This window comes from Mucilaginibacter sp. P1_A3 (assembly GCF_056406855.1).
Genome location: NZ_JBFTZJ010000005.1, coordinates 344,362 through 369,576, shown reverse-complemented (window position 1 = coordinate 369,576; position 25,215 = coordinate 344,362). Strand labels below are relative to the sequence as shown.

18 protein-coding genes are annotated in these 25,215 nt (G+C 42.0%); 9 read left to right on the top strand and 9 right to left on the bottom strand.

Features of this window, described 5'->3' with window-relative positions:
- Positions 1–8 precede the first annotated feature (8 nt).
- From AC1D0K_RS12810 to AC1D0K_RS12790, 5 genes are all read left to right on the top strand, one after another.
- On the top strand, positions 9–1,865 hold the full coding sequence (locus tag AC1D0K_RS12810) for a RagB/SusD family nutrient uptake outer membrane protein (RefSeq protein ID WP_477392461.1): 1,857 nt from the start codon (positions 9–11) through the stop codon (positions 1,863–1,865).
- A 32-nt stretch (positions 1,866–1,897) separates the two neighbouring features.
- A complete protein-coding gene (locus tag AC1D0K_RS12805) occupies positions 1,898–2,158 on the top strand; it encodes a hypothetical protein (protein WP_477392463.1) in 261 nt (86 codons plus the stop codon).
- The gene (locus tag AC1D0K_RS12800) at positions 2,125–4,746 is read left to right on the top strand and encodes a SusC/RagA family TonB-linked outer membrane protein (protein ID WP_477463070.1); all 2,622 of its coding nucleotides are present in this window, start codon (positions 2,125–2,127) and stop codon (positions 4,744–4,746) included. The genes AC1D0K_RS12805 and AC1D0K_RS12800 overlap by 34 nt, the downstream gene beginning before the upstream one ends.
- A gap of 27 nt (positions 4,747–4,773) precedes the next feature.
- Positions 4,774–6,450: a RagB/SusD family nutrient uptake outer membrane protein gene (locus AC1D0K_RS12795; RefSeq protein ID WP_477392465.1), complete on the top strand. Its 1,677-nt coding sequence runs from the start codon at positions 4,774–4,776 to the stop codon at positions 6,448–6,450.
- A gap of 74 nt (positions 6,451–6,524) precedes the next feature.
- Positions 6,525–7,559, top strand: coding sequence for a DUF1735 domain-containing protein (locus AC1D0K_RS12790; RefSeq protein ID WP_477442047.1), 1,035 nt, complete (start codon positions 6,525–6,527; stop codon positions 7,557–7,559).
- Between the two features lie 602 nt (positions 7,560–8,161).
- Here the strand turns inward: AC1D0K_RS12790 and AC1D0K_RS12785 are convergent.
- The 8 genes from AC1D0K_RS12785 to AC1D0K_RS12750 form a co-directional block, all read right to left on the bottom strand.
- On the bottom strand, positions 8,162–9,553 hold the full coding sequence (locus tag AC1D0K_RS12785) for a Gfo/Idh/MocA family protein (protein ID WP_477399128.1): 1,392 nt from the start codon (positions 9,551–9,553) through the stop codon (positions 8,162–8,164).
- 177 nt (positions 9,554–9,730) lie between these two features.
- Positions 9,731–10,219: a peptide deformylase gene (locus AC1D0K_RS12780; RefSeq protein WP_477399131.1), complete on the bottom strand. Its 489-nt coding sequence runs from the start codon at positions 10,217–10,219 to the stop codon at positions 9,731–9,733.
- A 146-nt stretch (positions 10,220–10,365) separates the two neighbouring features.
- The gene (locus AC1D0K_RS12775) at positions 10,366–11,181 is read right to left on the bottom strand and encodes a glycerophosphodiester phosphodiesterase family protein (RefSeq protein WP_477399133.1); all 816 of its coding nucleotides are present in this window, start codon (positions 11,179–11,181) and stop codon (positions 10,366–10,368) included.
- A 25-nt stretch (positions 11,182–11,206) separates the two neighbouring features.
- On the bottom strand, positions 11,207–13,948 hold the full coding sequence (locus tag AC1D0K_RS12770; RefSeq protein WP_477399135.1) for a bifunctional YncE family protein/alkaline phosphatase family protein: 2,742 nt from the start codon (positions 13,946–13,948) through the stop codon (positions 11,207–11,209).
- A 23-nt stretch (positions 13,949–13,971) separates the two neighbouring features.
- On the bottom strand, positions 13,972–15,069 hold the full coding sequence (locus tag AC1D0K_RS12765; protein WP_477442049.1) for a phosphoglyceromutase: 1,098 nt from the start codon (positions 15,067–15,069) through the stop codon (positions 13,972–13,974).
- Positions 15,070–15,139: 70 nt separating this feature from the next.
- The gene (locus AC1D0K_RS12760; protein ID WP_477442051.1) at positions 15,140–16,714 is read right to left on the bottom strand and encodes a SusD/RagB family nutrient-binding outer membrane lipoprotein; all 1,575 of its coding nucleotides are present in this window, start codon (positions 16,712–16,714) and stop codon (positions 15,140–15,142) included.
- Between the two features lie 13 nt (positions 16,715–16,727).
- On the bottom strand, positions 16,728–20,024 hold the full coding sequence (locus tag AC1D0K_RS12755) for a SusC/RagA family TonB-linked outer membrane protein (RefSeq protein ID WP_477396036.1): 3,297 nt from the start codon (positions 20,022–20,024) through the stop codon (positions 16,728–16,730).
- 179 nt (positions 20,025–20,203) lie between these two features.
- Positions 20,204–20,788, bottom strand: a complete 585-nt coding sequence (locus tag AC1D0K_RS12750) for a phosphonate degradation HD-domain oxygenase (protein ID WP_477396038.1) — start codon at positions 20,786–20,788, stop codon at positions 20,204–20,206.
- 198 nt (positions 20,789–20,986) lie between these two features.
- Here AC1D0K_RS12750 and AC1D0K_RS12745 point away from each other — a divergent pair, with 198 nt between their 5' ends.
- Positions 20,987–21,565, top strand: a complete 579-nt coding sequence (locus AC1D0K_RS12745; RefSeq protein ID WP_295711078.1) for a helix-turn-helix domain-containing protein — start codon at positions 20,987–20,989, stop codon at positions 21,563–21,565.
- Between the two features lie 12 nt (positions 21,566–21,577).
- Here the strand turns inward: AC1D0K_RS12745 and AC1D0K_RS12740 are convergent, their stop codons facing one another.
- Positions 21,578–21,784 (bottom strand): GDCCVxC domain-containing (seleno)protein, encoded by a 207-nt coding sequence (locus AC1D0K_RS12740; RefSeq protein ID WP_295711279.1) that lies wholly within the window; start codon positions 21,782–21,784, stop codon positions 21,578–21,580.
- A gap of 151 nt (positions 21,785–21,935) precedes the next feature.
- On the opposite strand from AC1D0K_RS12740, the gene AC1D0K_RS12735 reads away from it, so the two are divergent.
- Genes AC1D0K_RS12735 through AC1D0K_RS12725 form a run of 3 tightly spaced genes read left to right on the top strand, consistent with a single transcriptional unit; the run spans position 21,936 to position 25,177 of the window.
- Positions 21,936–22,622: an HAD hydrolase-like protein gene (locus AC1D0K_RS12735; RefSeq protein WP_295711075.1), complete on the top strand. Its 687-nt coding sequence runs from the start codon at positions 21,936–21,938 to the stop codon at positions 22,620–22,622.
- Positions 22,623–22,625: 3 nt separating this feature from the next.
- Complete coding sequence (locus tag AC1D0K_RS12730) at positions 22,626–23,987, top strand: DUF5690 family protein (RefSeq protein ID WP_477396042.1); 1,362 nt, start codon at positions 22,626–22,628, stop codon at positions 23,985–23,987.
- A gap of 59 nt (positions 23,988–24,046) precedes the next feature.
- Positions 24,047–25,177, top strand: coding sequence for a TIGR03364 family FAD-dependent oxidoreductase (locus AC1D0K_RS12725; protein ID WP_477396044.1), 1,131 nt, complete (start codon positions 24,047–24,049; stop codon positions 25,175–25,177).
- The last annotated feature ends 38 nt before the right edge of the window (positions 25,178–25,215 follow it).

The following is a 25,215-nucleotide window of genomic DNA, read 5'->3' as shown; positions in this document are numbered from 1 at the left end:
GAGAAAAGATGAAAACAAAAAATATAATTATACTGCTTTTTGCATGCTTAATTGGCGGTATACTTTCACCAGGATGTAAAAAGAGTTTTCTTGAAAAACCAAAAGGTGGTTCGGTAACGGTTGATACTATTTTTCATACTAAAAACCAGGCGCAATACGCTGTGGCGCAAATGTACATGCTATGTATCCGGGGCTATTTCCCCGAAACGTATGACGGCTGCCGCCCCGAAGCTATCACAGATCAGCTTTATATTATCCATCCGGCGTATGATTGGGCTTCAAACACTATTGGTACAGGTACCTATATTACCGGTAACATGAGCGCCAACGCTACGTGTGATTATGGCTTCGGTTCCGATAATGGCAACGGCTTTGGCTGGCATTATAAAGGTATCCGCCAGGCCAACCTGGTATTAAAAAATATCAACATGGTTACTGATGCCGATAACAGCTGGAAACAGGATGTAAAAGGGCAGGCTTTATTTTGCCGCGCCATGCAGCACTATGAGTTGTTTAGGTATTACGGAGGCATCCCCATTGTAAATAAACCGTTGGATGGTACAGGTAAAATATCTGTACCCCGTAGTTCGGTGCAATCGGTGGTTGATAGTGTAGTTAAATGGTGCGATCAGGCTGCGGCTTTATTGCCGGCCACACGCCCATCGGCAGATTATGGCCGGATAACAAAACTGGCAGCATTAGCCCTTAAATCAAGAATCCTGTTGTATGCGGCAAGCCCCTTGTATAATACACCGGCCAATCTTAAATCAGAAGTTACCGGAGCCCGTTATGGAGATGGCCGCGATTCTGTATTGGCTTATCCTGCCTATGATCCCGAGCGTTGGAACAAGGCTGCAAAAGCTGCTAAAGATGTGATTGATGCCGCCGGTGCATCGGCAGTATCGCTTTACAACACAGGCAAAGCGGTAACTACCGGCGAAACCTATGCAACAATTGGCGATTATGAATCTGTTTGGAATGTGTTTGCCAACCAGGAACTGATATTGGTAAATACCTCAAACCAGGTACCAAGCGGTAATGCCTGGGGCGATGGATCTGCATGGGGCCAGTACCTGTCATCAAAACTGCGTTTGGCCCAATGGGGGGTTAAAAATAATGTGCCCATTGAGTTTATGCAGCAGTATGAAAAAAAGGATGGTACAAAATGGACACTACCCGCCAGCGGAACCGATTTGCCAGCCGATATTAAGGCGCTTGACCTCGACCCGCGTTTTTACCAAACCATTGCTTATGATGGTATGTACTATAGCAGCCAGAGAGGTACATTGGCCTACTACAAAAAAGGCGATTACAGTACCGATGGTAACCTGGCCAGCAGCGATGCCGGTGTTGATGGGTATGCCATGGAAACCTACAAGTTTGTTGCCCGAGTTGATAACATGAGCGATAATCATTTTGCATGGCCGGTGTTTCGCCTTGCAGAGTTTTATTTAAACTATGCCGAAGCTATCAACGAGTACCAGGGCCCTACAGGTGATGCTACCAACTACCTTAACCTCATCAGGAAAAGAGCCGGAATGCCCGAGAAACATCCCGTTGATGCAGGCGCTTTCAGAGATGCGGTACATAGTGAGCGTACTATTGAATTTGCTTATGAGGGTCACAGGTATAATGATCTTAATCGTTGGTTAAAAGCCAAATCTGTATTAAACGGAACCTTGCATGGCATTGTAACTACAGCCCGTAATGTTGGCGGTACTTTAAAACGTACCTGGCAAACTACCTCGTTTGTTACACGGGTTTTCCCGGCAAGGTACTATTACGTTCCATTCCCTAATGATGAAGTAAGTAAGCGTTACCTGGGTAATGCTAAGGGCTGGGATGGACAAAATCCAGGATGGTAATTGGCTTTTACACATTTTAACTAATGAAAAAAATGAAAAAAGAATATATAAAACTTTTTGCCTGGATTTTTTCATTCTGTAGTTTTTCTGTCGCGAACGCGCAAACTAAGAATGTAATTTCAGCAGATTCCATTAAAACTGATCAGAATAAAACCAACACAGTTGACTATGGATTAAGGACTGAAAAATCATGGAGAAATACGGGCGCTGTTTTTACGCTTAAAGGCGAGGAACTAACCCATATGATGGCCGGTAATTTATTAAATACGCTGCAGGGCGTATTCCGGGTTTAACGGTAGTAACCGGCTCTGGCGAGCCCGGCTATGATAACCCCACACTTTATGTACGCGGGCAAAGTAGCTGGAATGTTGCCGGTAACCAGGTAGTGATTTACCTTGATGGTTTCCAGGTAGATATGGGTGCTATCAGCTCATTGGCGGCATATGAAATTGAATCGGTAACGCTTTTAAAAGATGCCGCCGCTACAGCTATATATGGCTTGCAGGGTGGGGCAGGTGTACTAAGTATCCGCACCAAAAAGGGTGGCAATTTGCCTAAAACCCAGATAACCGTTAACGGCAGGTACGGCATATTAAGCGCGGTACAGTTGCCAACTGTTATGAATGCCTATGATTATACCCGCTTGTACAACCAGGCGTTGCAAAATGATGGCTTTCCAGCTAAGTACAAAAATCCCGACTTGTATAAAGCAACTAATGATCCTTTTCATCCAAACGTGAACTGGTATGATGAAGTGCTAAAAAAGAATTCAACCATACAGGATTATAACTTCTCGTTTCGTGGCGGTAATGATATGGCTAAGTTTTTTGTGTTGATGAACTATACCGATTTTGAAGGTTTATACAAAAACGCCAACGCCATTGATAAGGATTTTGGTACCAATGCACGTTACAACAAAATTAACCTGCGTGCCAATGTGGAATTGCAGCTAAGTAAAAGCTTATCTGTTGAGGCCAACATCACCGGTATAACCGAGGATAAAAATACCCCCGCGGGTTTTACGGCTACATCATTGTTCAACAATCTGTTAGGCTTGCCACCGGCTGCGTTTCCTGTAAAAAACCCTAACGGTACCTGGGGAAACAGCTCGGTTTATAATTTTAACCCTGTTGAACTTTTACAGCAAAATGGTGTTTATAACTCGCATACCCGTAACCTGCAAACCAACTTTGGCTTTGTTGAAAAATTGGATGTAATAACTCCGGGCCTGGCCTTAAACGGATCGTTATCATTCAGCAATCAATACGTTGGTACCTATCAAAAGATTTTTACGGTGCCATCTTATGAAATTGTTAAGGATGCTAATGATATGCCCGTAATGGATGCCGGAAACGTTGTTTACAAAACCATAGGCACAGTTAGCCAGGGGATAATTGATGGAGGCAACCAACACTGGAACAGGAATGCCATTAAAGTTGGGTTTGATTATAACCGCAGCTTTGGCAAAAGTACTTTTAGTGGTATGGTGCTGGCGCAAAGGCAGGGTTATAGCCATGATGGGCTGGTTTACCAGGTTCGTACCCAGGGCCTGTCGGGTAATGTAACTTATGATTATGATCAAAAATACATTGTTGACCTGTCTGCCGCCTACAACGGATCGGCTGATTTTGCCCAGGGGCATCGCTACGGATTTTTCCCGGCAGCAGGTTTAGGCTGGATAGCATCAAAAGAAGATTTCCTGAAGGATAATACCGTGATCAGCTTTTTAAAAGTAAGGGCTTCTTATGGTACTACGGGTAATATCAATGAAAATTTTCGCTTCATAAATGAGCAATGGGCAGTAGGGGCCAATGGCTATATAGTTGGAACCAGCAATACTTATAAAAACGGGATGACCGAAGGTTCGTTTGCTAATATCAATGCGTCATGGGAACAAAAAACAACGCTGAATTTTGGTGTCGATCTGAAACTATGGAAAAAACTATCGGCAACGATTGATGTATTTAGCGAAAAACGCACCGGTATTTTAGAGATCCCATCGGCTGATGTGCCCTACTTTACCGGCTTTAATTTGCAGTATGCCAATACCGGCGAAGTAAAGAATAAAGGTTTTGAAGCGGCGCTTAATTTCAATGATCAGGTTAATTCTTTTCAATATAATTTGGGCGGCTCGGTAGCTTTTGCCCGCAATAAAATATCCAAACGATCAGAAAACGCCCAGCCTTATAATTACCTGTACACCCAGGGTTACAGGCTTGATCAAATGAAAGGCCTGGTTTACAAAGGATTTTACCAGCAATCTGATTTTGATGCCAGCGGTAATTTAAAACAAGGTGTTGTTTCATCTTCATATGCAAATGTGAAACCCGGCGATTTGAAATTTGCCGATCAGGATGGCAACGGTATCATCAATGATTATGATAAAATACCTATGGAATACGCTAAACTACCCGAGATCACTTTAGGTTTTAACCTTGGGTTTAGATACATGGGTTTTGATTTTGATGCCTATTTAGAAGGTGTGCTGCACCGCACGGTAAGCCTGCTTGATGATGCTTATTTGTATACTCATCCTTTTGTAAACAGCAATTCCATTACGCCATTTTCTGCCAATAGCTGGACACCCGAAACGGCAAATACTGCCACAACGCCACGCCTGTCAACATTAAGCAATGCCAATAACAACCAGCAATCTGATTTTTGGTTACGTAACGGTAATTTCTTTAAGCTGCGCAGTATTGAGCTGGGTTATACTTTGCCACGAAAGAGCTTTTTAAAGAAACTTGATGCCATCAGGCTATTTGTAAATGGTACCAACCTCATAACCTGGGATAAAATAGATAACCTGGAGGCCGAACGGCTTTCTATGGGCTATCCTTTAATGAAGGTTGTAAGCTTTGGATTGAGAGTGAAATTGTAATAGTAAACTATTAGTAATTACCAAGAAATGAAAAGAAATCATTATATAATAACCGTGTTGGTGCTGAGCACTCTGCTGTACTCCTGTAAAAAGGATTACCTGGATGTAAAGACGATAAAGGCTGATATTTCTGTAGAAAAACTATATGCCAATTACACTTACGTACAGCAGGTAGTTTGGAATACGTACAGCTACCTGCCGGATGGATTTGCTAATCTTGACCTGGAATCGGCCTCGGATAATGCCGAAAGTACCAATGTGAACTCCAGATCGCAAGCCTTTAATTACGGTATCTGGAACCAGTATAATAACCCGGATGATGTGTGGGCAACTAATTTTAACGGGATAAGGCAGGCTAATGAATACCTTAAAAACAAGGATAAGGTTGATATCTCCTACATTAAAGGCAAGATAACATCAACAGATTCAACGGCTTATTTTAATGCCCGGGATAACGTGAAATTTATGCAGGGGGAAGTGCTTTTTTTGAAAGCTTTCTTTTATTTCGAACTGGTTAAACGCTATGGCGGTATGCCCATACTTGAAGAGCCGCTTGATTACAGTAATAAAAGCAACTGGGATAATATTCCAAGAAATTCTGTTGATCAGTGTATAAAATATATAGCTACTTTATGTGACAAAGCCGGCGCAATAATTCCCGCCGATCTTTCGCCCTATTCATGGTACGATGATGGCCGGGTAACACAAGGCGCCATCAGGGCTTTAAAAGCTAAAGTTTTGCTGTATGGTGCAAGTCCGCTGTTTAAAGATAACGGATCAACCACTACATGGGCACAGGCAGCAAAAGCTGCGCATGATGTTATTGCATTAGGCAAATATCAGCTTGACGGCAGCTACACCAACCTGTTTGGCTCCAATAATGCTGCATCAAAGGAGTTTATTTTTTACCGCCGGTATGGCGCTATAAATTATGTGGAGTATTATAATTTCCCCATTGTTTTTCAAAACAGCGTTGGTAACAGTATTACGCCAAGCCAAAATTTTGTAGATGATTACGAAGTTGTTACCGGTGGTAATGCTGTTCCGTTTGATTGGAATAATCCGACCCATGCTGCAAATCCCTATGCAAGCCGCGATCCGCGTTTTGCCGCAACGGTGGTTTATAACGGTAAATTGTTTAAAGCAACCACCATTGAAACCTTTACCGGTGGCAATAGCGGCCTGCCAAAGCAAAATGCCTCCAAAACAGGCTACTACCTGTCCAAATGGGTAAACCAATCTGTCGATCTTGTAAACGCCACTACAGCTAATCATACGTGGAGCTATTTCAGGTACGGCGAAGTGCTTTTGAACTATGCGGAAGCAATGTACAATGCCTATGGTGCCGATGCTGATCCGGAAGGATATGGTATCACGGCCCTTAAAGCTATCAATATGGTAAGGCAGCGTGCGGCAATGCCCGTAATAACAGCGGTACAATTAAACCAGGCACGTATTGAGCATGAGCGCAATGTGGAGTTAAGTTTTGAAAACAACCGCTTATGGGATGTGCGCCGCTGGAAAAAAGGGGTGGCTTATTTTAACAAACCTGTAAACCGGATAGAGATCACCAACACTGGCGCTACCAATACCTATGTTGTTAAACAATTAGAAAACAGAGTGTTTTACGATAAGATGAACTGGTACCCTATACCGCAAAGCGAAATTGCAAAAACACATTGGGCACAAAATCCGGGCTGGTAATAATATAAACGGATCATTGCATCACCCGGTGCAATGATCCTTCATGATTTGAATTATTAACGTAAAAAATATTTATGAAAACTCATGCATCAACAATACTAAAGTTGTCGGTTTGCTTTATGCTGACAATGGTGTTATCCTGTAAGCAGGAATATCTGCAGGGACCAAAAACTACAGAAACGGTTAAGGTTTATTTGCCGCAAGCAGAAAAACCCAACGGCCTTGTTGCCGCCCTAAACGATTCAAAGCTGGCTGTGGATACAATAGCGCATACCGCTAATTTTGCTATCCCGGTTTACCGGGGCGGAGAATCGGGATTTGATCCCTTAACCGTAGATGTAAGCGTTGATAACAGCAACATCGCCGCTTTGGTTACATCAGGGGCACTACCTGCCAATACCATCCCAATGGACCCAGCCGATTTTACTTTGGCGACAAAGGACTCCGTTGTTTTTGATAATAACATTATGAAAGGCAACATTGTACCCAAAATTAAAATAGCTAACCTGGATAAGTATAGCGGCAAGGTTTTGGCGTTGGGTGTTAAGATCAGTAATTCATCAAAACAGGAAATTAATGCGGATATGAATAAGGTGGTTATCTACTTTGATGCAGATGCACTGATAGACGCGGTAACCCCCAAAACAAACATGGTTGATAAAACCAAATGGAGTATTGTGAAATATGGCGACGGCGTTACCTTTAAAGTGAACGATGATGGCAGTATACTGGCAACAGGTGGCAATTGGGGGCAGCAGGGCGTTATACAAACCTTTGAGGTAAGAGCCAACAAACAGTATAAAATTGATATGCACGTAGCAGGTTCTGGCGCTACCGACTGCTGGTTTGAGGTTTACGTTGGTAAAGCTGCACCCGTGGCCGGCAAGGATTATAGCGACGGCGGAACCCGTATCGCCTTAAACACCTGGAATGGTTGCGGTAAAACGCCTTTTGATGCATTACTGTCATCACTATCATGTGCAGGCACAGGCAATGTTGTTTCGTTCCCAACTGCTGGTACGGTTTACCTGGTTATCCGTTCGGGTGGCTCAAGCCTGGGAACAACAGGCATCAAGCTTACCAGTATCGATTTTAGAAGAGTAAATTAAGGTGATTAGAGATGGAAATCATGTGATTTTGAGTGACAAATTTTCGCGAAATGATGAAGGAGAAATGACTTGAGGAATCTGCCAAGTATACCTCGTGGAATCCCAGACTTACGAAGTTTTTAAAACTTCGTAAGTCTTTCGTCGCTTGTCATTTATTCTTCGGAGGATCGTGGTTTTAAATCCAAAATATTAAACGACTTGAGATCTCTCCATATATCTTGAGATTTAGTTGAATAGTATGTGCGTACTATGAGGCGTCCCCGTAATGAGATACGGGGCGCTTTTTTAGTTTAAGGGGGGCATCATCGGGCTGCGAAATAGTTATGCTATTGAACGCCGGGATTGCTCATAATAAGGCAAAAAAATAGTTTTTTTTCAGGAAAATGAACACTTGTTTTAAACTCTTTTTTCGTTGAAATTTGCTATAAGTAATTTATTTACAGTGTGATAGGTGTTCCAATAGTTTGATTTTTAAAAATAGCTAATTTGTTGATTATCAGTGTGTATAGAGTTTCATCCGTTCCGTTTTTCGGAGGCGTTCCAGTGGAACACTTTTATGCCTGTTACGTCCTGAAAGGTTGATGCTCTGGTTGATTAATTACCTAAACTATCTTCATATTCTCTGCATCCCAATGGATCACCTTGTTTTCAAAATAGCTATCGTTACAGGCTAAACAAGGCGCTGCCGCCCTAAACCCGAATACCGCATCCTCAACAACAGGCTTACCCGTCCTGATGGAATCAAAGAAGTTGGCGAAATGGTCATTTGAGGTATTGTAACCCTCAGGAGCCCTGTAGGTAATGCCGGGGATAGCAGGCGCTTGCTGATCGGCTTGCGAAAAGCGTTTATTATAATCATTAGTTAAAGCTTTCTGTTGCGCTTCGGTAAAGGTTGATAGCGAATCCCAGCCGCCAATGCCGGTGGCTACCGGCATTTTACTTTTGGTGATGGTAAAGCTATCGTCGCCCATAAGGTCCATCACACCTTCCGAGCCTACAATTTTGGTGGTACTATGATCACCCTCACCGCTGATGAAATTAACCCGGAGCGTTACCTGGAAAGCAGGGTGCTCTTTTGTTTCACCATAATGGATCACCGCGCTCATTACATCGGGTACATTACGGCCATCTTTCCAATAAGCCAGATCGCCAATAGAATATATCCTTTCGGGTCCTTTTGAGCCGGTTATAAAATGGATTCCGCTGAGCAGGTGGACAAATAGGTCGCCTGCAACACCAGTACCATATTCGCGATAGTTTCTCCACCTGAAGAAACGTTTGCTATCATAATCATACTTCATTTTGGCGTTTGACTGAAACCGGGCCCAATCCACACTTTGTGGCGACGCATCCAGGGGAATAGTGTATTGCCAGGCACCTAAAGCGCTTTGCCGGTTAAATGAAGCCTCGATAGAATTGATCTTGCCGATAGCGCCCGCATCATATAGCTCTTTAGCCTTTTTATAGGCAATACTGCTTACCCGCTGGCTGCCCACCTGGAAAACCATTTTGGTATCCAGCTGTGCTTTTATTTCGGCAAGGCCCTGGCTTATTTTGTGCACCATGGGCTTTTCGCTGTAAACGGCTTTGCCGCTATGCATGGCATCAATAGCTATCTGGCTATGCCAGTTATCGCTGGTGGCAATAATCACTGCATCCACATCCTTACGGGCCAATATTTCACGATAATCGCCGGTGGTAAAGAGGCTTGATCCGTAAACTTCCTTTGCCCTGTCCAGCCGTCCCTTGTATAAATCGCAGCAGCCAACCAGCTCCACACCGGGAACGCTTAATGCTGCCTGGGTATCATTAAATCCCATAATACCCATACCTATGGTTGCTATGCGGATCTTATCATTTGGTGAGATGCGTTTCTCGGCGCGCAATATTCTAAGTTCATTTTCTTCCCTGGCTGCTAAACTGCTGAGGGATGCGGAAGTTAACAAAACGGAAGTGCCCAGGTGTTTTAGGAATTTTCTGCGATCGGTAGACATAGCTGTAAGTTAAGTTTCAATAATTGGTTATTATGTTGACGGCAAGGCGCGGCCACTAAGGTTTACAGCAGGCAATTTAATAAAGGGAAATGAGAATACCAGTGATTATCAAAAATAAGGTAGGGGATATGGGATGGTTCCGGGAACTTAACTACCGCTGATCAAGTCAACGCTTTTTTAGGAAGCCCTCCATTTAAAGGAGGTATTGTCAATAGCTCTCATGGTGCACAAAACGCCGTTTAAGTGGTCGTACTCATGCTGCAGCAATTCGGAAAGACTGCCGTCCATTATCCATTGCTGTGGCTGCCATTGCTCGTCAAGATAGTTTACGGTTATTTTTTGATGCCTTTTTACTTTAACCAGCAAGTTTGGGAAACTCATGCAATCATCCCATAATTCAAAAAGGTCTGCACTTGGGTCAATAATTTCTGGGTTTATAAACACTACAGGCTTATCAATATTCATATAAATAAGCCTTTTCATTATGCCTAACTGGGGCGCTGCAATGGCCCTGCCAAAATGATATTTATTCCTGATCTGCTCCATCACGTTGTGCATATCAGCAACCCAGTCCTTTACAAACTCAAGCTCTGTTTTTAAAACCGGCGTTGAGGTTTGATACAGACGTTCATCTCCAAGCATTAACAGATCATCCAGTGTTTTCATTTGCTTATTATTAATCAGGGATCCCAGCCACAATTTTAATGAATTTTAACCGAAGCAACACACTCGCAACAGCTATTTGCACCTTCAGCATTAACAAAGCTTCTATAAACAAAACGACCTCTGCAAATTTGCAGAGGTCGTTTTGTTTATCTTAAACCTTTCTCTTTTAAAAACTTCACCAAGGCTGCGGGGTGATCGGTTTGTAAACCTCTCAGCCCTTTGTTCAGTGCCTTGTTCCAATCAGCCGGGCCTTCACCTGCACTTTGAATATCAGGCCAAACCGGGATGTGGTATTTATCGGCCAGTGCAACCATATCATTAGTATATTGATTGTATGAACCGTCAAGTATATCGGGATGGTATTTGTCAATAAAGCTATCCATACCTGCCACAGTTTTAACGCTATCGGGTAAGCTTAGCATTAACGGCATTTGCGGTGCTGCCTTGCGCCAGCCGGTAAACTGAGGCGCACTGTTTATATAAACCAATACCTGCTTTTCCATACCGTATTCTTTTATCACCTGGTAGGCCAGCTCCGGATCGGCCGCTTTAAAATCCAGGTAGATATTGATATTGTTTTTACATAATGAGAGGATCTGTTTAAAGGTTGGAATATGGAAAACTTCCGTAGTACTTGTGTCCTTACTTTTTACCTTTAACTCCAGTAATTGAGCAAGTGTAAAATCGTTAACATTGCCTTTGCCATCAGTCATGCGGTTGATGCTGCCGTCATGCATACTCACCAGTTCACCATCTTTGGTGGTGCGGAGGTCAATCTCCACATAATCGGCTTCGTTTTTGATGGCTTGGCGGTAGGCTTCCAGCGTGTTTTCGGGATATATCACATGATCTCCCCGGTGGGCTGCTACTATAAACTTATGTTTTGATTTTGGGGCAGGGTTTGGGTTGAAAACCCCTGTGCTTAAAATGAAAGCTATGAATGAAATAAATGAAAATTGCATTTGTTTTTAGGTAGATAAAAGGTTTTTAATTAACTATAGTGCCCGATGTTTTTTTTCCTTTTTGCTGTTTGTAATGATCTTCGCGTTCGCGATCCTCATCATCCATCTCGGGGCCCTTTTCAATTTTGCGCCAGTTGATGGTTTTGTTGTAACGGCTCATTGCTTTCTGCGGATCAAATACACGGGTATCGCTCTTTACAAAAGTGTAAGGGGTATAATCAGGCTTGTCAGTAAAGAAATCCTGCAGTAATGATGCGGTAACATCATATTGGTTTACATACGGGACATCAAGGATATTATAAATGGTTTTTAATATCGATCCAAAATTGGCATGCGTATGGCTCACATACCCTTTTTTAACATAAGGCCCGGCCAGCATCAGTATAGAACGGTGCGCATCTACATGGTCAACTCCACCTTGCGGGTCATCCTCTGTAACAATTACCAACATGTTTTTCCAGTACTTGGTACGCGATAAAAAGTGAAGGATGCGGCCAACGGCCAGGTCATTATCAGCCATGTACGATTGCCTGTAGGAATAACCATCCTTGGGCCTAATATCGGCTCCGTGATCATTGGGTACCTGCATGGTAATAAGCGAAGGCATTTTCTTTTTGCCCTTTATCCACATTTTGGTGAATTCACCTTCAAATTGATCCATTCTAAACTGGTCGGGAATGTTGGTGTTAAAGCCCGCGTAATTGTGGCTGGTACGGGTAAATAAGGCCTTTTGCATGGGTACCATAACAAGGTGAGCGGCGCCGGTGTTTAAATCCTGCCAATCTTCGCGAACATGTGCGGTTTCATTAGCTTCGCCAAAATTGTAAAACTCTACATGTTTACGTTCCAAAGCTTCCCATAAACCACCTGTTTCTGCATAATCCTCAGGATCCATGCTTCCGGTTGAACCGGGAAAACGGCGGCCCGGAGCTTTTGAGAAAAGCTTAGCTGTTTTGCTTACGTTTGAATTAGCTTCAACCCATTCGTTAGGGATAACGCCCATCATCCAGTGATGCCCGTGTATGGATGCATCGCTATCGCAATAGTAGTTATCAGAAAACGCAAACTGTTTGGCTGCTTTTATATGGTTTGGTGAAACATCAAGATTTGGGAATTTTACCTTTAAGGCATCTGGTAAAGTATATTCGCAATGCACGCCAAACCGGGCTAAGGTGCTGTCGCCATCGGCATTTTTTAGCTGCCCTAAAACCTCATCATAAGTGCGGTTTTCTTTAGTAATGTAAACGATGTATTTTATTGGGGTAGGTGACGAACCTGGCAATACCGGCAAAGGGTTTTTTGTAACTGCGGATATTGGTTCACTTACAAAAGTATTTCCTATAACCTGCTTAGTGTACGCAGCGAGTTGCGCATCGGTAGGCATGGTCACTTTTTGAAAAGTGCCCAATTGAATATCGCCAATATAGGTACCCTGCGGTGGGGCTACAAAGCCATGCCCGCCATTAGGGCCGGCACCGTAACCGCGACATGATGTTATGTACATTTCGCTTTCATCGGCAGATAATTTTACCCTTGACGTTCCCCAACCCGTAGGGATAAGGCCTCTGGTACTTTTGGTAGGTATATCAATTACCGCCACGGCATTAAAGCCTAAAAGGGCGACATAAAGTGTTTTTTCATCTTTGCTTATGCTGATACCGAAAGGCAATAATCCTCTGAATTTATCAATACGATTATCAACCTTAATCGGGATATCGCCTAACAACTTATGGTTTTTGTAATCAATAATGGTAATATTATCATTGGTGGCATTGGTAACATAGGCGTATTGACTGCCTACAGCTATTGAATTTGGACTTGCGCCACCTGTTACTTCGGCATCCTCCAGCATTTGGCCAATCTGGTGACCGGTTTTAAATTTATCTGTAACCTGGTTGCTGGCCAAATCAATGGTGAAAACACTCATCGCTTCGGGCGATAACGGATCACCAACTCCCGGGATCTTTCTGCCTTCAATTACCGTTCCCTCGCGCGATTCTTTGGTATTATCGCCATAAGGGTGCTGCGATATCATGATTGAATCGGCATTTTGGGGTGTTGCGCCGCTGATGAGCGGGTAGGCATACCTGCCAACGTTGGCAACAAAAGCAGTTTTTTTATCCGGACTTAAAGCCAGGCCAAATGGTTGTCTGCCTGCATTAATTGATGCCGTTATTTTTTTTGTGCCCAGATCAATCCTTACCAAACGGAAGTTACCACGATCAAGTACCAGCAGTTCATTTTTATCGGTATTAAAAAGCAGGTCGGATGTAAAGCTGTCATCATATTCCTTGCCGCCAACATTACCGTTGAGGGATAAGGAATCTGTTTTAACAAACTTTTCGGCATCATAAACAATTACCGCTCCATTATCGCCGCCACTAAGGTATAAGGTTTTTGAATCGGGAGAAAAAGCAACGCCTAAAAATGAGCCATTGGGTAGAGGCGAGACGATTTTTTTACCATAAGCGGGTACCCTGATTCCATTCATGGAGGCAATGTCAATGAGTGTAATAACCCCATTATGCAGGGTTACTGCCTTTTTGCCATCGGGAGAAACAGAGAGGCCAAATGGATCATGTGTAATGCGGATGGTTTTGCCTGCAGGTGTTATAAACCTGCCACTTGGTAAAACAGAGGTGCCGGCGGTATCAATTTTACTATATCGGTTAATACCGGGTACCTGCAAAATATTTACCTGTTTTTGAGCCAACGCAAAATTGCCTGCGCCTAATAACATGAGTAAGGTTAATAGATTACTTTTCATAGGGTACAAATTAATAATTAAAATTATTTAGTTTGGGTAACACTGCCAATTGCATCGCCAACTTCATGACCTGCGGCAGCCTTAAAATCAAATCCAAGCAGGTTGGCTATGGTTTGTGCAAGTTGTTTATGATAAATGGTAGTTGGTGTTTTTATTACGCCTGTTGGTGGAGTATCGGGGCCGATTACAGCAAACCATGTTTGTTCTGAGTTGGGCGTATCGGTGCCGTGGGTGCGCCAGTTTTCTAAAGGTACATCGCCCCGGCCATGGTCACAGGTAATTAGCAAGGTCGTTTTGTCTTTGTACTGCGGGTCGGATTGTATGTACTGCCATAACTGACTTAAAAAGCCATCCTCTTTATGGGCAGATTGCAAATAAAACTTGTAGTTACCTTCATGAGCCAAATCGTCTGTTTCATCAAACCCTAAAACCAGCACACGCGGTTTATATTGTTTCAGATATTCAAAGCCAAATTCAAAGGTTAAAAAATCAAGCCGCTCATCGGGGCCTATAACCTCTGGCACTTTATGTTGAATTTCGTTCAAATATTTTAAACGCTCGCTTGCCTTAGGATCATTAAAATTAGTATAACCCGAGTTTACCATTAAACCGGAACGATTTGCATTAAGTATAAAAGGAAAAAGCTGCCATGAGGAAAATACGGCCACCTGGTTCTTAAATCCTTTTTGCTTGCTCAGGTATTCAAATATGTTAACGTTGGGATTAAATACCTCATCGTTAGAATTTATCTTTACATCCGGGAAACCGGTGAATATTTCGTTATAGCCAGGGTACGAAAAATGATATGGGTTAGCAACCTCATCTTTGTTGCCCTCGTCCCTGTTGCCATAAAGCTGGCCTTCTTGCCCTATAACATTCCAAAAAAATGGAAGCAGCGACTTGCGGCGTTCCTGAGGGGTTGGTGCCCAGAATTTCTTGGTAACACCTCCTTTATCGCTGGTAAATTTTGAATTGATAATGGCCGAATCGGCGCCGCGATAAAGTTCTTGCCAACGAAAGCCATCAAGTGTAACAACTATTATATTTTGAGTTTTATGCTTCTGTGCTAATAAGGTGCTGAACGAGGCACCGAACAATAATAATGCAATAAACTTTTTCATGGTTTTTTTGAGTTAAAAATAAAGGCCCCATTAAAGGAGCCTTTATTGATATTAATATAAAAATGTTTAACTATTTTAAAATGTACATAACACCATTTATATCATCGTTACCACCGTATTGGCTGGCCAATGCTTTGTTATAATTAATAGCATTTGAAGTACGCTCTGATCCCGGATATTGGAAACGTGAAGCTATACGACCGCTGTTACCTGTACCTGGGCCAGTGGTGAAATTTGGCACACCGGTACGGCGGTACGTAAAGTATGACTCCAAACCTGAGTGACGGAACAACGCCAGGTATTTTTGTTGTAATATTTTGGTTAAACCTGCTGCATCGGCAGTATACTTAACGCTCGGTTGTGCATAGTAAGTAGTCCAGTTAACGTTAATTGTATAATTATCATAATTGCTAAGATCAGCAGTGCTTTTTGATCCCGGGCGGTAAAAATAAGCGGTAAATGTACCTGTACCGGTTGGAATTCCATAATAATCAAAAGAAGCCTGGATACCTTTTTTGTAGTAACTCTCTGCATCACCTGTTGCCCAGCCGCGGTTAATACCTTCGGCAATGTTAAACATTAGTTCAGCATAACCTACCTGGATGCTTGGTTCGCCGGTGAAGGTAGAGTAGTAGCGTTTACGGTTAAGGAAAGAATATTTTTGTAAAGCCGCGTTGTTATACATATCACCCAAATCTAAACCCGGATCAGCACCAACAAATGATGAAAATGCAGTTGGGCTTTGGTGTAAATTATCAACCTTATCGCGCTGAGGCTCAGCTGTTACATACACCCTTGGATCCTGTAAGCTTGTTAACAAGCCGATATAGGTAGATGAGGTATTTTGACGGCCGCCGTTTTGACCATAGTTATCAGGTGTTTGCGGATAGTAATTGCTTGGCACAACAAAAATATACTGTAAATTATCAGCTGCACTTTGCATTATAGGATATTTGGTAGGGTTGTTAACTATTGCAGCAAACTGGGCAACAACATCTATGTCGCTTGTTTTTTTGCTTAATTGCACCAGTAACCTTATCCTGAAAGTATTGACAACCTGTTGCCATTTCAATAAATCACCGGAAAAATAAATATCCCCTTTAAGCGGCTCGCTTTTTGATGCAATAAGTGATGCCAGATCGCTATTAGCACTCTCTAACCAGGCTAATGATTGTACCATAACCGCTTTTTGGGTATCATAAGCAGGCGTAAGGTTTTTTAGGCCCTGAAGCGCCTGCGTCATCGGAATATCGCCTTCTTCCATGCTCATTTTACTAAAGAAATAAGCTTTGAAAAATTTAGCAATAGCGCTATATTGATTTAAAGCAGGCTGACCAGCTTTTAAAGCCTGGTCTTCCATAGCTACAACATTTTTAAGGGCGGTGTAATAATTATCGCCGCTACCAAAATCGTAACGATTGTTACCATAATAGTCATAATTGTAGATGTAGTACTGGCAATAAATTTCTTTTGAATTATCAGGAAATTCAACCATGCTGCTTAATATACCTGTAAAAAGTAGTGCCGCAGGAACAGCATTTGGTACGTTTTGGTTAACCGTTAATTCCTGGAAACTCTTTTTACAGCTGGTTACTGTCAGTATCATGAATACCGGCAGTAAATAAATTTTAAATATCTTTTTCATATTCATCTGTAGTTTAGAATGATAAATTTAAGTTGAAGCCGTAGCTGCGTACAGTTGGCGATTGCAATACAGTTTGAGCCTGGGCACCGTTATATTGGTCAAGATCCACATCCTTAAAGCGTTTGTCTTTGTAGAAGTACAACAGGTTACGACCGTAAAGCGATGCAGAGATTTTTTGGATAAAGCTTTTTTGCAACCATGCTTTAGGGAAATCGTAGCTAAACGTTACTTCGCGCAGTTTGGTGAAGGTTTTATCCATCAGGTTTGACTCATCAACATTGTAATATTTACTTACATAATCCTGAACGAATGCCTTTTGCTTATTACCTGAAAACTGTAATGCGCTGTAGTTTAATATGGCACCTGTTTTTGAATCAAGGTTGATAGGAACAGGTTTGTTATCGGCACCAAGGTTTGATACATAAACACCCGGACCAACATAAGTACCGTTGTAACCAGTTACACCAAAGTTTTTCCAATCCTGGTAACGGGCATCACCAAGGGCACCGGTAGCCGTTTCGATATTAGCACCACCGCGCATGGTTTTATTATGCATGTAGTCAATAATAACACCACCTACAGCACCATCAAACTGGAAACCCATGCTAAAGCTTTTGTAACGGATTTTGTTGGCAATACTCCAGTTGTAATTAGCATTTTCGTGACCTAATACCTGGCCACCAACTGAAAGTGGTTTACCTGCCGCGTCATTAATGATCTGGCCATCTTTTGTTCTTAAAAATTTACTGCCGCGCAATATGTCGGTACGGTCGCCTACACTGTAGTAACCCTGGTAGGTACCATTTTGGCCAGGAGGCAATTCTTTAAATACCTCTTTGTTGTTTGCAACGTTTACTAAAATATTCCAGGTAAAGCCACCCATGTTTTTAATTGGAGTACCTTCTAATGATCCTTCATAACCTGAACGTTTGGTTTTTAAAGCGTTTAAGTATAATGTGGTGTAACCAGAAGCAGTTGAGATTGCACTTGGGAAAATCCTCGGCCCGTCAATGTATTGGAACGCGCTACCGCTGAAGCCTAAACGGTTTTGCAGAAATTTAATATCAAAGCCTTCTTCGTAGTTTACACGGGTAGATGTTTTGATATTGGGAGCATACAGGTAATCTGTTGCGTAACCTGCGGCTTGGCTATTGTAAGGCTTATTTATTTGGAATGATGTATTCAATGAATAATCAGGACCGTTGTATGGCGATGTATAAGTAGAGCCATAACCCAGCGGGTTGTTAAATAATGACGCACCTGTGCTGCCACCGAAAGCGGTGATAGAGCTGAAAGGGGCCGGGCCAATTGTTGAGCTTGAAGCATCAGCCTTTACGTTAGCGTATGATCCGCGTAATTTCAAAAATGAAATTACCTCTGGCAACTTAATGTAATCTGAAACCACGGTAGCTACCGATACACTTGGATAAGTGTAAGTAGTTGGCACCTGGAATGCGCTGGTATGGTCGCTACGGTAAGTTGCTGATAACGTTGCATATTTACCAAATGACATATCTAACGAAGCATAGTAGCTAAATACACGCTCAGATGATTGGAAGCTGGTTGCCTGGATTGGGTTTTTTGAGTTGCTGAAAGCATAAACTTCGGGCACGTTCAAATAATCTGTAGATACCCAGCTTGAATTATAGTTCATGGTCCGCAAGTTTGAACCTACTAAGCCCGAAAGATTTAAGAAATTCTTAATGGTATAGTTGTAGTTCAAAATCAACTCGGTGTTGTTATCAAACAAATCACGGCGATCTTCGCGGTAATCTCCCTGGTTACCTTCACGACCGTAAGGGTGAGCAGAGAATGGAAGATCTTCGGTACGTAAAATGTTATAAGTATCAATTTGCGAACGTAACCTTAAATTCAGGTTATCATTAAATTTATAGGTACCACCCAAATAACCGTAAGTGTCATTTTTGTAATGGCCACGGGTCCATTTCTGAGTTAACAGGTAAGGGTTATGGTAGCGCTGATACTCGGCAAATTGCGATTGAACACCAACTTTACCTGGCTGCCAAATGGCTTTGATATCAGGAGCGTTAACATCCCAGTCGGCACCGGTCCATACAGAGATGTTGTAGATAATACTGTTAGGACCGTATTGAACATCAGGGAAATTATCAGTTGACTGCCTGTTGAAATCAATATTACCTTCAAATGTCAATTTCGGAGTTGGCGTAAATGACGCGTAAAAGTTGGCATTTGCAATATTTAAATACTGTGAAGGGATATAGCTGGTTTGGTGTTGTTGTGAAACCGAAAAGCGGGTTGTATAGGTATCGCCAACAACGCCTAATGCAACGTTATTATTGGTTTGCGAACCTACTTTTAAAAAGTTTTTCAGGTTATCCTTGCCACGGGCTAACCAAGGGGTTCCCTGGCGCACACCATTAATAATTGGGCTATCGTATTGTGGGATTAACTGTCCGTTAAAATACGGGCCCCAAACGTCATAGTCACCATCCACACCACCTGGTGCGCCACCTTTACCATCAACAAAGGTATAAAAGGTATTTTCACCTGGCCCGAAAGTGTTTTGAGTACGCGGGAATGCTAAAAAGCCTGAGTTTAATACAGTACTGCTGTTGATATCAACAGTTAAGCCTTTTTTGTTTTTATCACCTTTTTTTGTGGTGATCAGGATAGCGCCATATTGTGCACGGCTACCGTAAAGCGCTGCCGCAGCAGGACCTTTTAGCACGGTATAAGTTTCGATATCATCCGGGCTGATATTATAGGTATCAGTGTTGATTGGAAAACCATCCACAACATATAATGATACCTGGTTACCACGGATCAATACGTTAGGGTTACCCAATAACTCGGCAGATGGACCAACCGATACACCGGCAACCTTACCTATTAAACCTGCAATTGGGTTAGGGTCACGTGCTGTAGTTAAGGCATCACCCTGAACTGTTTGTACAGCGTAACCAACACGCCTGGTTTCCTTTTTAATACCCAAAGCGGTTACAACAACTTCGTTTAATGTTTTGTTGTCGCCGGTTAGGCTTATATTGATCACCGCTTTATCACCAACAACTGCTGATTGTGAAGTGTAACCAATAAATGAAAACGAAAGAGTTTGACCTGCACTTGCAGAAATGATGTAACGGCCTTCAATATCTGTAACCGTTCCTTTATTTTGTTCTTTAATTCTCACACTTACCCCGGGTAATGGTAAATGATTCTCGTCGGTAACTGTACCGCTTATTTTGCTTTGTGCTAATAAAATAGATGGCGCAATACAAAATAACAAAACCGTAATAACGGTTTTTAATTTCTGGTAAAACTTATTCATCTGCTAAAATTTAAGGGTGAAAGATTTGCTTTTTTCATACAGCAATACTAAACTTTGTTTATTATTAGTAAACCAATTTAATATTAAGCTATACTTAAGCTTTTGTTCACCCTGTGTTAAGCAGTGAGTTTTTGTAACGGAAATATCACACGTCCGTTACAAAAACTTAATATGAGGGTTTAAGCGTTAACCTGTTGTAAATGAGTAAGTGCAATAGTTTTTAAATAGGCAATGTTATCAACAGGGACATTCATCTCCTTAGCCATATCATCCCAGTAACGCAATCTGATAATCAGTTCGGCATCCGGACTAAGCTCAAAATCAGCAGCTTCATCAGCAGTCATCACGCCACCCTGGAAATTCAGCGTTGCTTTGCTTGCATCTGATAGCCGGTTATAATACTCCGGGTATTTATAAGTAAGGTACCTTTTGGCAATTACGTGCCCCTGTACCAGGTTGGCTACCCGCTCAGAAAATCCGCGTTCCAGCAAATAGTCGGCTCCAATTTGTTCATGGTCAACATTGCCCATGCCATCCATACTTTCTGCTTCACCGGCTTCGGCACATAAATGACCAATGTCATGAAAAAAGGCAGCCAAAATTACTTCATCGTCATGTCCTTCTGCCTTTGCCAATGCAGCGGCCTGCGACATATGCTCCAGCTGCGAAACCGGTTCGCCTATATAGTCTTCGTCGCCAAATTTTTCATAAAGTGAAAATACCTCTTTCACTACAGCCTGCGGGTCATAAGATGGAAATGTCATATTGTTAGGTTTTTATTGCAAATTAAAGCGATTAAGGTTATGGTATTATTAAATGTTTATGAAATATTTTAAACTCAATCTTTTGATTGGTAATTAAATTAACCCTTTAGTTAAAATTTAACCTTTATTAACAAAAAAATCATTTTGTATAAGATGTGTTATTAATTACTTTGCAAAAGTTTATTAATACTAAACAGGATGGAAGAAGATATACTGATACAGATCAGTAACCGTATAAAAGAACGTAGAAGAGAGAAAAATATAACTGTGCAGGAGTTGGCCGTAAGGGCCAATGTAAGTAAAGGGCTAATATCGCAAATAGAGAATAGTCGTACCGTACCATCACTTATTGTTTTAATAGATATAATTCAGGCGCTTGAAATTGATCTTAACGAGTTTTTTAAAGATATCAGGTCAAAAGATAGTCCGGTGCCGATATTGATAAAACGCAAAAGCGAATACGAACATTTTGAAAAAGAATATGCCGATGGTTTTCATTACCAAAGGATATTTACTCAATCTATAACACAATCAACCGTTGATATTGTAATACTTGAACTGGAGCCTGATGCATCGCGGCCTATGGTTGAAACAGAAGCGTTTGAGTATAAGTATATTTTAAACGGCGAGGTAGAATACCGCTTTAATGACGAAAAAATAATACTTCACCAGGGAGATTCGATGCTGTTTGATGGGCGTATCCCGCATACACCCAAAAACCTGGGTATTACAACAGCAAGTATGCTGGTTATTTATTTTTTTGAGGAAAAGAAATGAATTTGAAAATGACTAACAACAGGATTTGTTAGTTTGCAAAGGCGGGCATTTGTGCGTGCCATAGCTGCAAAATACACAGCAGTCGCCTTGTTTTGGTTTTAACACCACCTTGCAGTTATTACACTGGTAAAAAAACTGACAGGCATCAACCGGCATTTCTTCTTCTGATTTAAAACCACATTCCGGACATGTAATTTCAGAAATCAATGTAACTTGCATTTATAAAGTTAAGTCGTGATTATCAAAATCCAAAGCGATATTTTCAAATCCTCAAATTTTTTTAATTGTATCCCTTAACTAAACCTTAACATAAATTTAGTTTGGTATTAATAAAATAAGTTTAGTATTGCTAAACATTTTATATTTGTTTATGAGTATTAAATTAGTTGTTTTTGATATAGCCGGCACTACGGTAAAGGATGATCATGAAGTGAGTAAAGCCTTCCAGGCTGCAATGAAAAAATCGGGGTATGCGGTTGAAATATCAAAGATAGACCCATTGATGGGTTATGAAAAGACCCTCGCCATCAGAAAAATGTTAGGTGAGCATGAGCCGGATGCAACTATAATAACTGATAAGCTTGTAAGCACTATTCATAAAGAATTTGTGCAGCAAATGATCAATTTTTATCAATACGAACCAGGAATTGAGCCCTTGCCCAATGTAGAGAAAACATTGGCTGCTTTGCGTGCAAATGGTGTATTGGTAGGTATAAATACAGGTTTTTCGCGCGATATAGCTGATACAATAGTTACCCGCCTGCAATGGCGCGAAAAAGGATTGATAGATTACGTGGTAGGATCAGACGAAGTTGAGTTTGGTAGGCCGCATCCATATATGATCCAAAAAATGATGTTGGCAGGAGGGATAACCGATCCATTGGAAGTTGCCAAAGTAGGGGATACAGAAGTTGACGTTCGCGAGGGACAGAACACAGGTTGCAAATATGTAATTGGTGTTACCACTGGCATATTTACACGTGCCGAGCTGGAAAGCTACAATCCTACCCATATTATTGATGATATAGCACAGGTTATTGATATCATAAACCAGTAAGCAATGAGCCCGATTGACGGTTTAAGAGCAAAGGTTGCCAAATGGCCATATTCGCTGCTTTCTGTAATGGCCGCCATTTCGGCGTTTGGCTTGTATACTTCTATGTACGCTTTCCGTAAGGCTTTTGCTGCCGGCACTTTTACCGGGCAGCAATACCTGCATGTTGATTACAAGGTTTGGCTGGTAATTGCCCAGGTAATAGGATACACCTTAAGCAAATTTTACGGTATCCGTTTTATTGCCGAAGTGAACAGCAAAAACAGGGGGCGCTATATTTTAGCGCTTATTGGCTTTGCCTGGCTTGCTTTGCTCGCTTTTGCCTTTGTTCCGGCTCCATGGAATATTGTTTTTCTTTTCCTGAATGGTTTTCCGTTGGGGTTGATATGGGGTTTGGTGTTTGGCTACCTCGAGGGCCGGCGCTCAACGGAGTTCATGGCCGCGGTATTATCTATCAGCCTGATATTTGCATCGGGTTTTGTAAAAACTATTGGCCGCACGCTGCTCACCGTTTTTCATGTGAACGAATATCACATGCCTTTTTTAACAGGTGCTATTTTTATTTTACCCCTGTTATTGTTTGTTTTTTGCATGGAACTGATGCCTGACCCAACTGCCGAAGACAAGCTGTTGCGTGCGGAGCGCAGCCCCATGAATGCTACCGAACGTAAGCAGTTTCTTGTTCGGTTTTTACCCGGTATTATACTCACTATTATTATATACGTACTGCTCACTATTATGCGCGATGTGCGTGATAATTTTGAAGTGGAGATATGGGCCGACTTTGGGGTGAAAAGTAACAGCATATATACCAATATTGATTCTATCATATCCGTTATTGTACTGGTAGGTATGAGTTTGCTGATCCTCGTAAAAAAGAATTTGCGGGCATTTAGCATTATTCACCTGTTTATAATTGGTGGATGTGTATTGGTGGGTGTTTCAACCCTGCTATTTTCTTTAAAAATGATCAGCCCGATAAGTTGGATGACCATGGCGGGGCTTGGTCTTTATATGGGCTATGTTCCTTACAATGTTATCTTTTTTGATAGGATGATAGCTACCTTTAACTACCGCAGTAATGTAGGCTTCATTATGTACATAGCCGATTCTATGGGTTACCTGGGCAGCGTGAGTATCTTGTTTATAAAAGAGTTGGGGCGTCCAAATATTAGCTGGGGTACGTTTTTTAAAGAGGGTGTAATGGTTGTAGCTGTTGTAGGTGGCATTTGCAGCGTGCTGTCGCTGATTTACTTTTTGCAAAGCGCTAAGGGAGGTCAAAATTCAAAAGTCAAAGTTCAAAAGTCAAAAAGTAACACTGAGTTTACAGCTAATGACTTAATGAGTAATAACCCAATAAATGAATAAATCTTTGGCTTTTGCAGCTAACCTTGCTTAGACCAACGAACTAATGAACCATTGAACCAATGAACAAAAATGCTATAGTAATCGGCGCGGGAATAGTAGGCCTTGCAACCGCCCGCGCTCTTGCCATACGTGGTTATAAAGTAACCGTGTTTGAGCGTAATGAACGTGCGGTAGGTGCTTCCATCCGTAACTTTGGGATGGTTTGGCCAATAGGGCAAGCCACCGGACCTATGTTTGAACGTGCCATGTTATCGCGTAGCATCTGGAAAACCATTTGCACCGAAGCCAACATCTGGCGTAATGAAGTTGGCTCATTACACCTGGCTTATCATGATGACGAGTTGCAGGTAATAAAGGAATATGTAGAGGTAAATCAACAACATCGCGATTGTGCTTTGTTAACTCCCGAAGAAGCCATTTCAAAGTCTCCGGCCATTAATACCGATGGATTGAAGGGAGCATTGTGGAGTGGTGAAGAAATGATCATAGAATCGCGGGAAGCAGTTGGTCAGGTAGCAAAATACCTGGCTGATAAATTCGGTGTAGAATTTCATTGGAACACAGCTATCAGCCGTATAGAACATCCTAAAGTATTATCTGGAACCCAAAGCTGGCAGGCTGATGAAATATACGTTTGCAGCGGTGCCGATTTTGAAACCTTATACCCCGAACTTTTTGCTGAAACCAAAATAACTAAATGCAAGCTGCAAATGATGCGTTTGGTTACGCAGCCGGATGAATGGCGTATTGGTCCGTCATTGTGTGGTGGTTTATCTATGATCCATTACCCCGGTTTCCAGGCCGCGGCATCATTGCCTGCTTTGCGTAAACGTTATGAGGAGCAGTATGCGGTTCATTTAAATTGGGGGATCCACGTAATGGTTTCTCAAAACGGTAGTGGTGAGCTTACCATCGGCGATTCGCATGAGTACGGGCTGGTGCATGACCCTTTTGACAAGGCATTTATTAATAATTTAATAACGGAGTACTTACATACTTTTGCCAACTTTAAGGACTGGAACTTATTGCAATCATGGCATGGAATCTACCCCAAAATGACAAACGGCGCAACTGAACTTATTGTGGATGTTGAGCCTGGTGTAACCATCATAAACGGCCTGGGTGGTAACGGAATGACACTTTCATTAGGTTTATGCGAACAGGTGATTGCTAAAAGGAAGGATAATTAGCTGATAGTCCATAGACCATAGTCGATAGTCCATGGACT

Bases quoted from the DNA above. Each gene is read 5' to 3' on its own strand.
- AC1D0K_RS12810 (WP_477392461.1), top strand. From the start codon at position 9: ATGAAAACAAAAAATATAATTATACTGCTTTTTGCATGCTTAATTGGC.
- AC1D0K_RS12805 (WP_477392463.1), top strand. From the start codon at position 1,898: ATGAAAAAAGAATATATAAAACTTTTTGCCTGGATTTTTTCATTCTGT.
- AC1D0K_RS12795 (WP_477392465.1), top strand. From the start codon at position 4,774: ATGAAAAGAAATCATTATATAATAACCGTGTTGGTGCTGAGCACTCTG.
- AC1D0K_RS12790 (WP_477442047.1), top strand. From the start codon at position 6,525: ATGAAAACTCATGCATCAACAATACTAAAGTTGTCGGTTTGCTTTATG.
- AC1D0K_RS12785 (WP_477399128.1), bottom strand. From the start codon at position 9,553: ATGTCTACCGATCGCAGAAAATTCCTAAAACACCTGGGCACTTCCGTT.
- AC1D0K_RS12780 (WP_477399131.1), bottom strand. From the start codon at position 10,219: ATGAAAACACTGGATGATCTGTTAATGCTTGGAGATGAACGTCTGTAT.
- AC1D0K_RS12775 (WP_477399133.1), bottom strand. From the start codon at position 11,181: ATGCAATTTTCATTTATTTCATTCATAGCTTTCATTTTAAGCACAGGG.
- AC1D0K_RS12770 (WP_477399135.1), bottom strand. From the start codon at position 13,948: ATGAAAAGTAATCTATTAACCTTACTCATGTTATTAGGCGCAGGCAAT.
- AC1D0K_RS12765 (WP_477442049.1), bottom strand. From the start codon at position 15,069: ATGAAAAAGTTTATTGCATTATTATTGTTCGGTGCCTCGTTCAGCACC.
- AC1D0K_RS12760 (WP_477442051.1), bottom strand. From the start codon at position 16,714: ATGAAAAAGATATTTAAAATTTATTTACTGCCGGTATTCATGATACTG.
- AC1D0K_RS12755 (WP_477396036.1), bottom strand. From the start codon at position 20,024: ATGAATAAGTTTTACCAGAAATTAAAAACCGTTATTACGGTTTTGTTA.
- AC1D0K_RS12750 (WP_477396038.1), bottom strand. From the start codon at position 20,788: ATGACATTTCCATCTTATGACCCGCAGGCTGTAGTGAAAGAGGTATTT.
- AC1D0K_RS12745 (WP_295711078.1), top strand. From the start codon at position 20,987: ATGGAAGAAGATATACTGATACAGATCAGTAACCGTATAAAAGAACGT.
- AC1D0K_RS12740 (WP_295711279.1), bottom strand. From the start codon at position 21,784: ATGCAAGTTACATTGATTTCTGAAATTACATGTCCGGAATGTGGTTTT.
- AC1D0K_RS12735 (WP_295711075.1), top strand. From the start codon at position 21,936: ATGAGTATTAAATTAGTTGTTTTTGATATAGCCGGCACTACGGTAAAG.
- AC1D0K_RS12730 (WP_477396042.1), top strand. From the start codon at position 22,626: ATGAGCCCGATTGACGGTTTAAGAGCAAAGGTTGCCAAATGGCCATAT.
- AC1D0K_RS12725 (WP_477396044.1), top strand. From the start codon at position 24,047: ATGAACAAAAATGCTATAGTAATCGGCGCGGGAATAGTAGGCCTTGCA.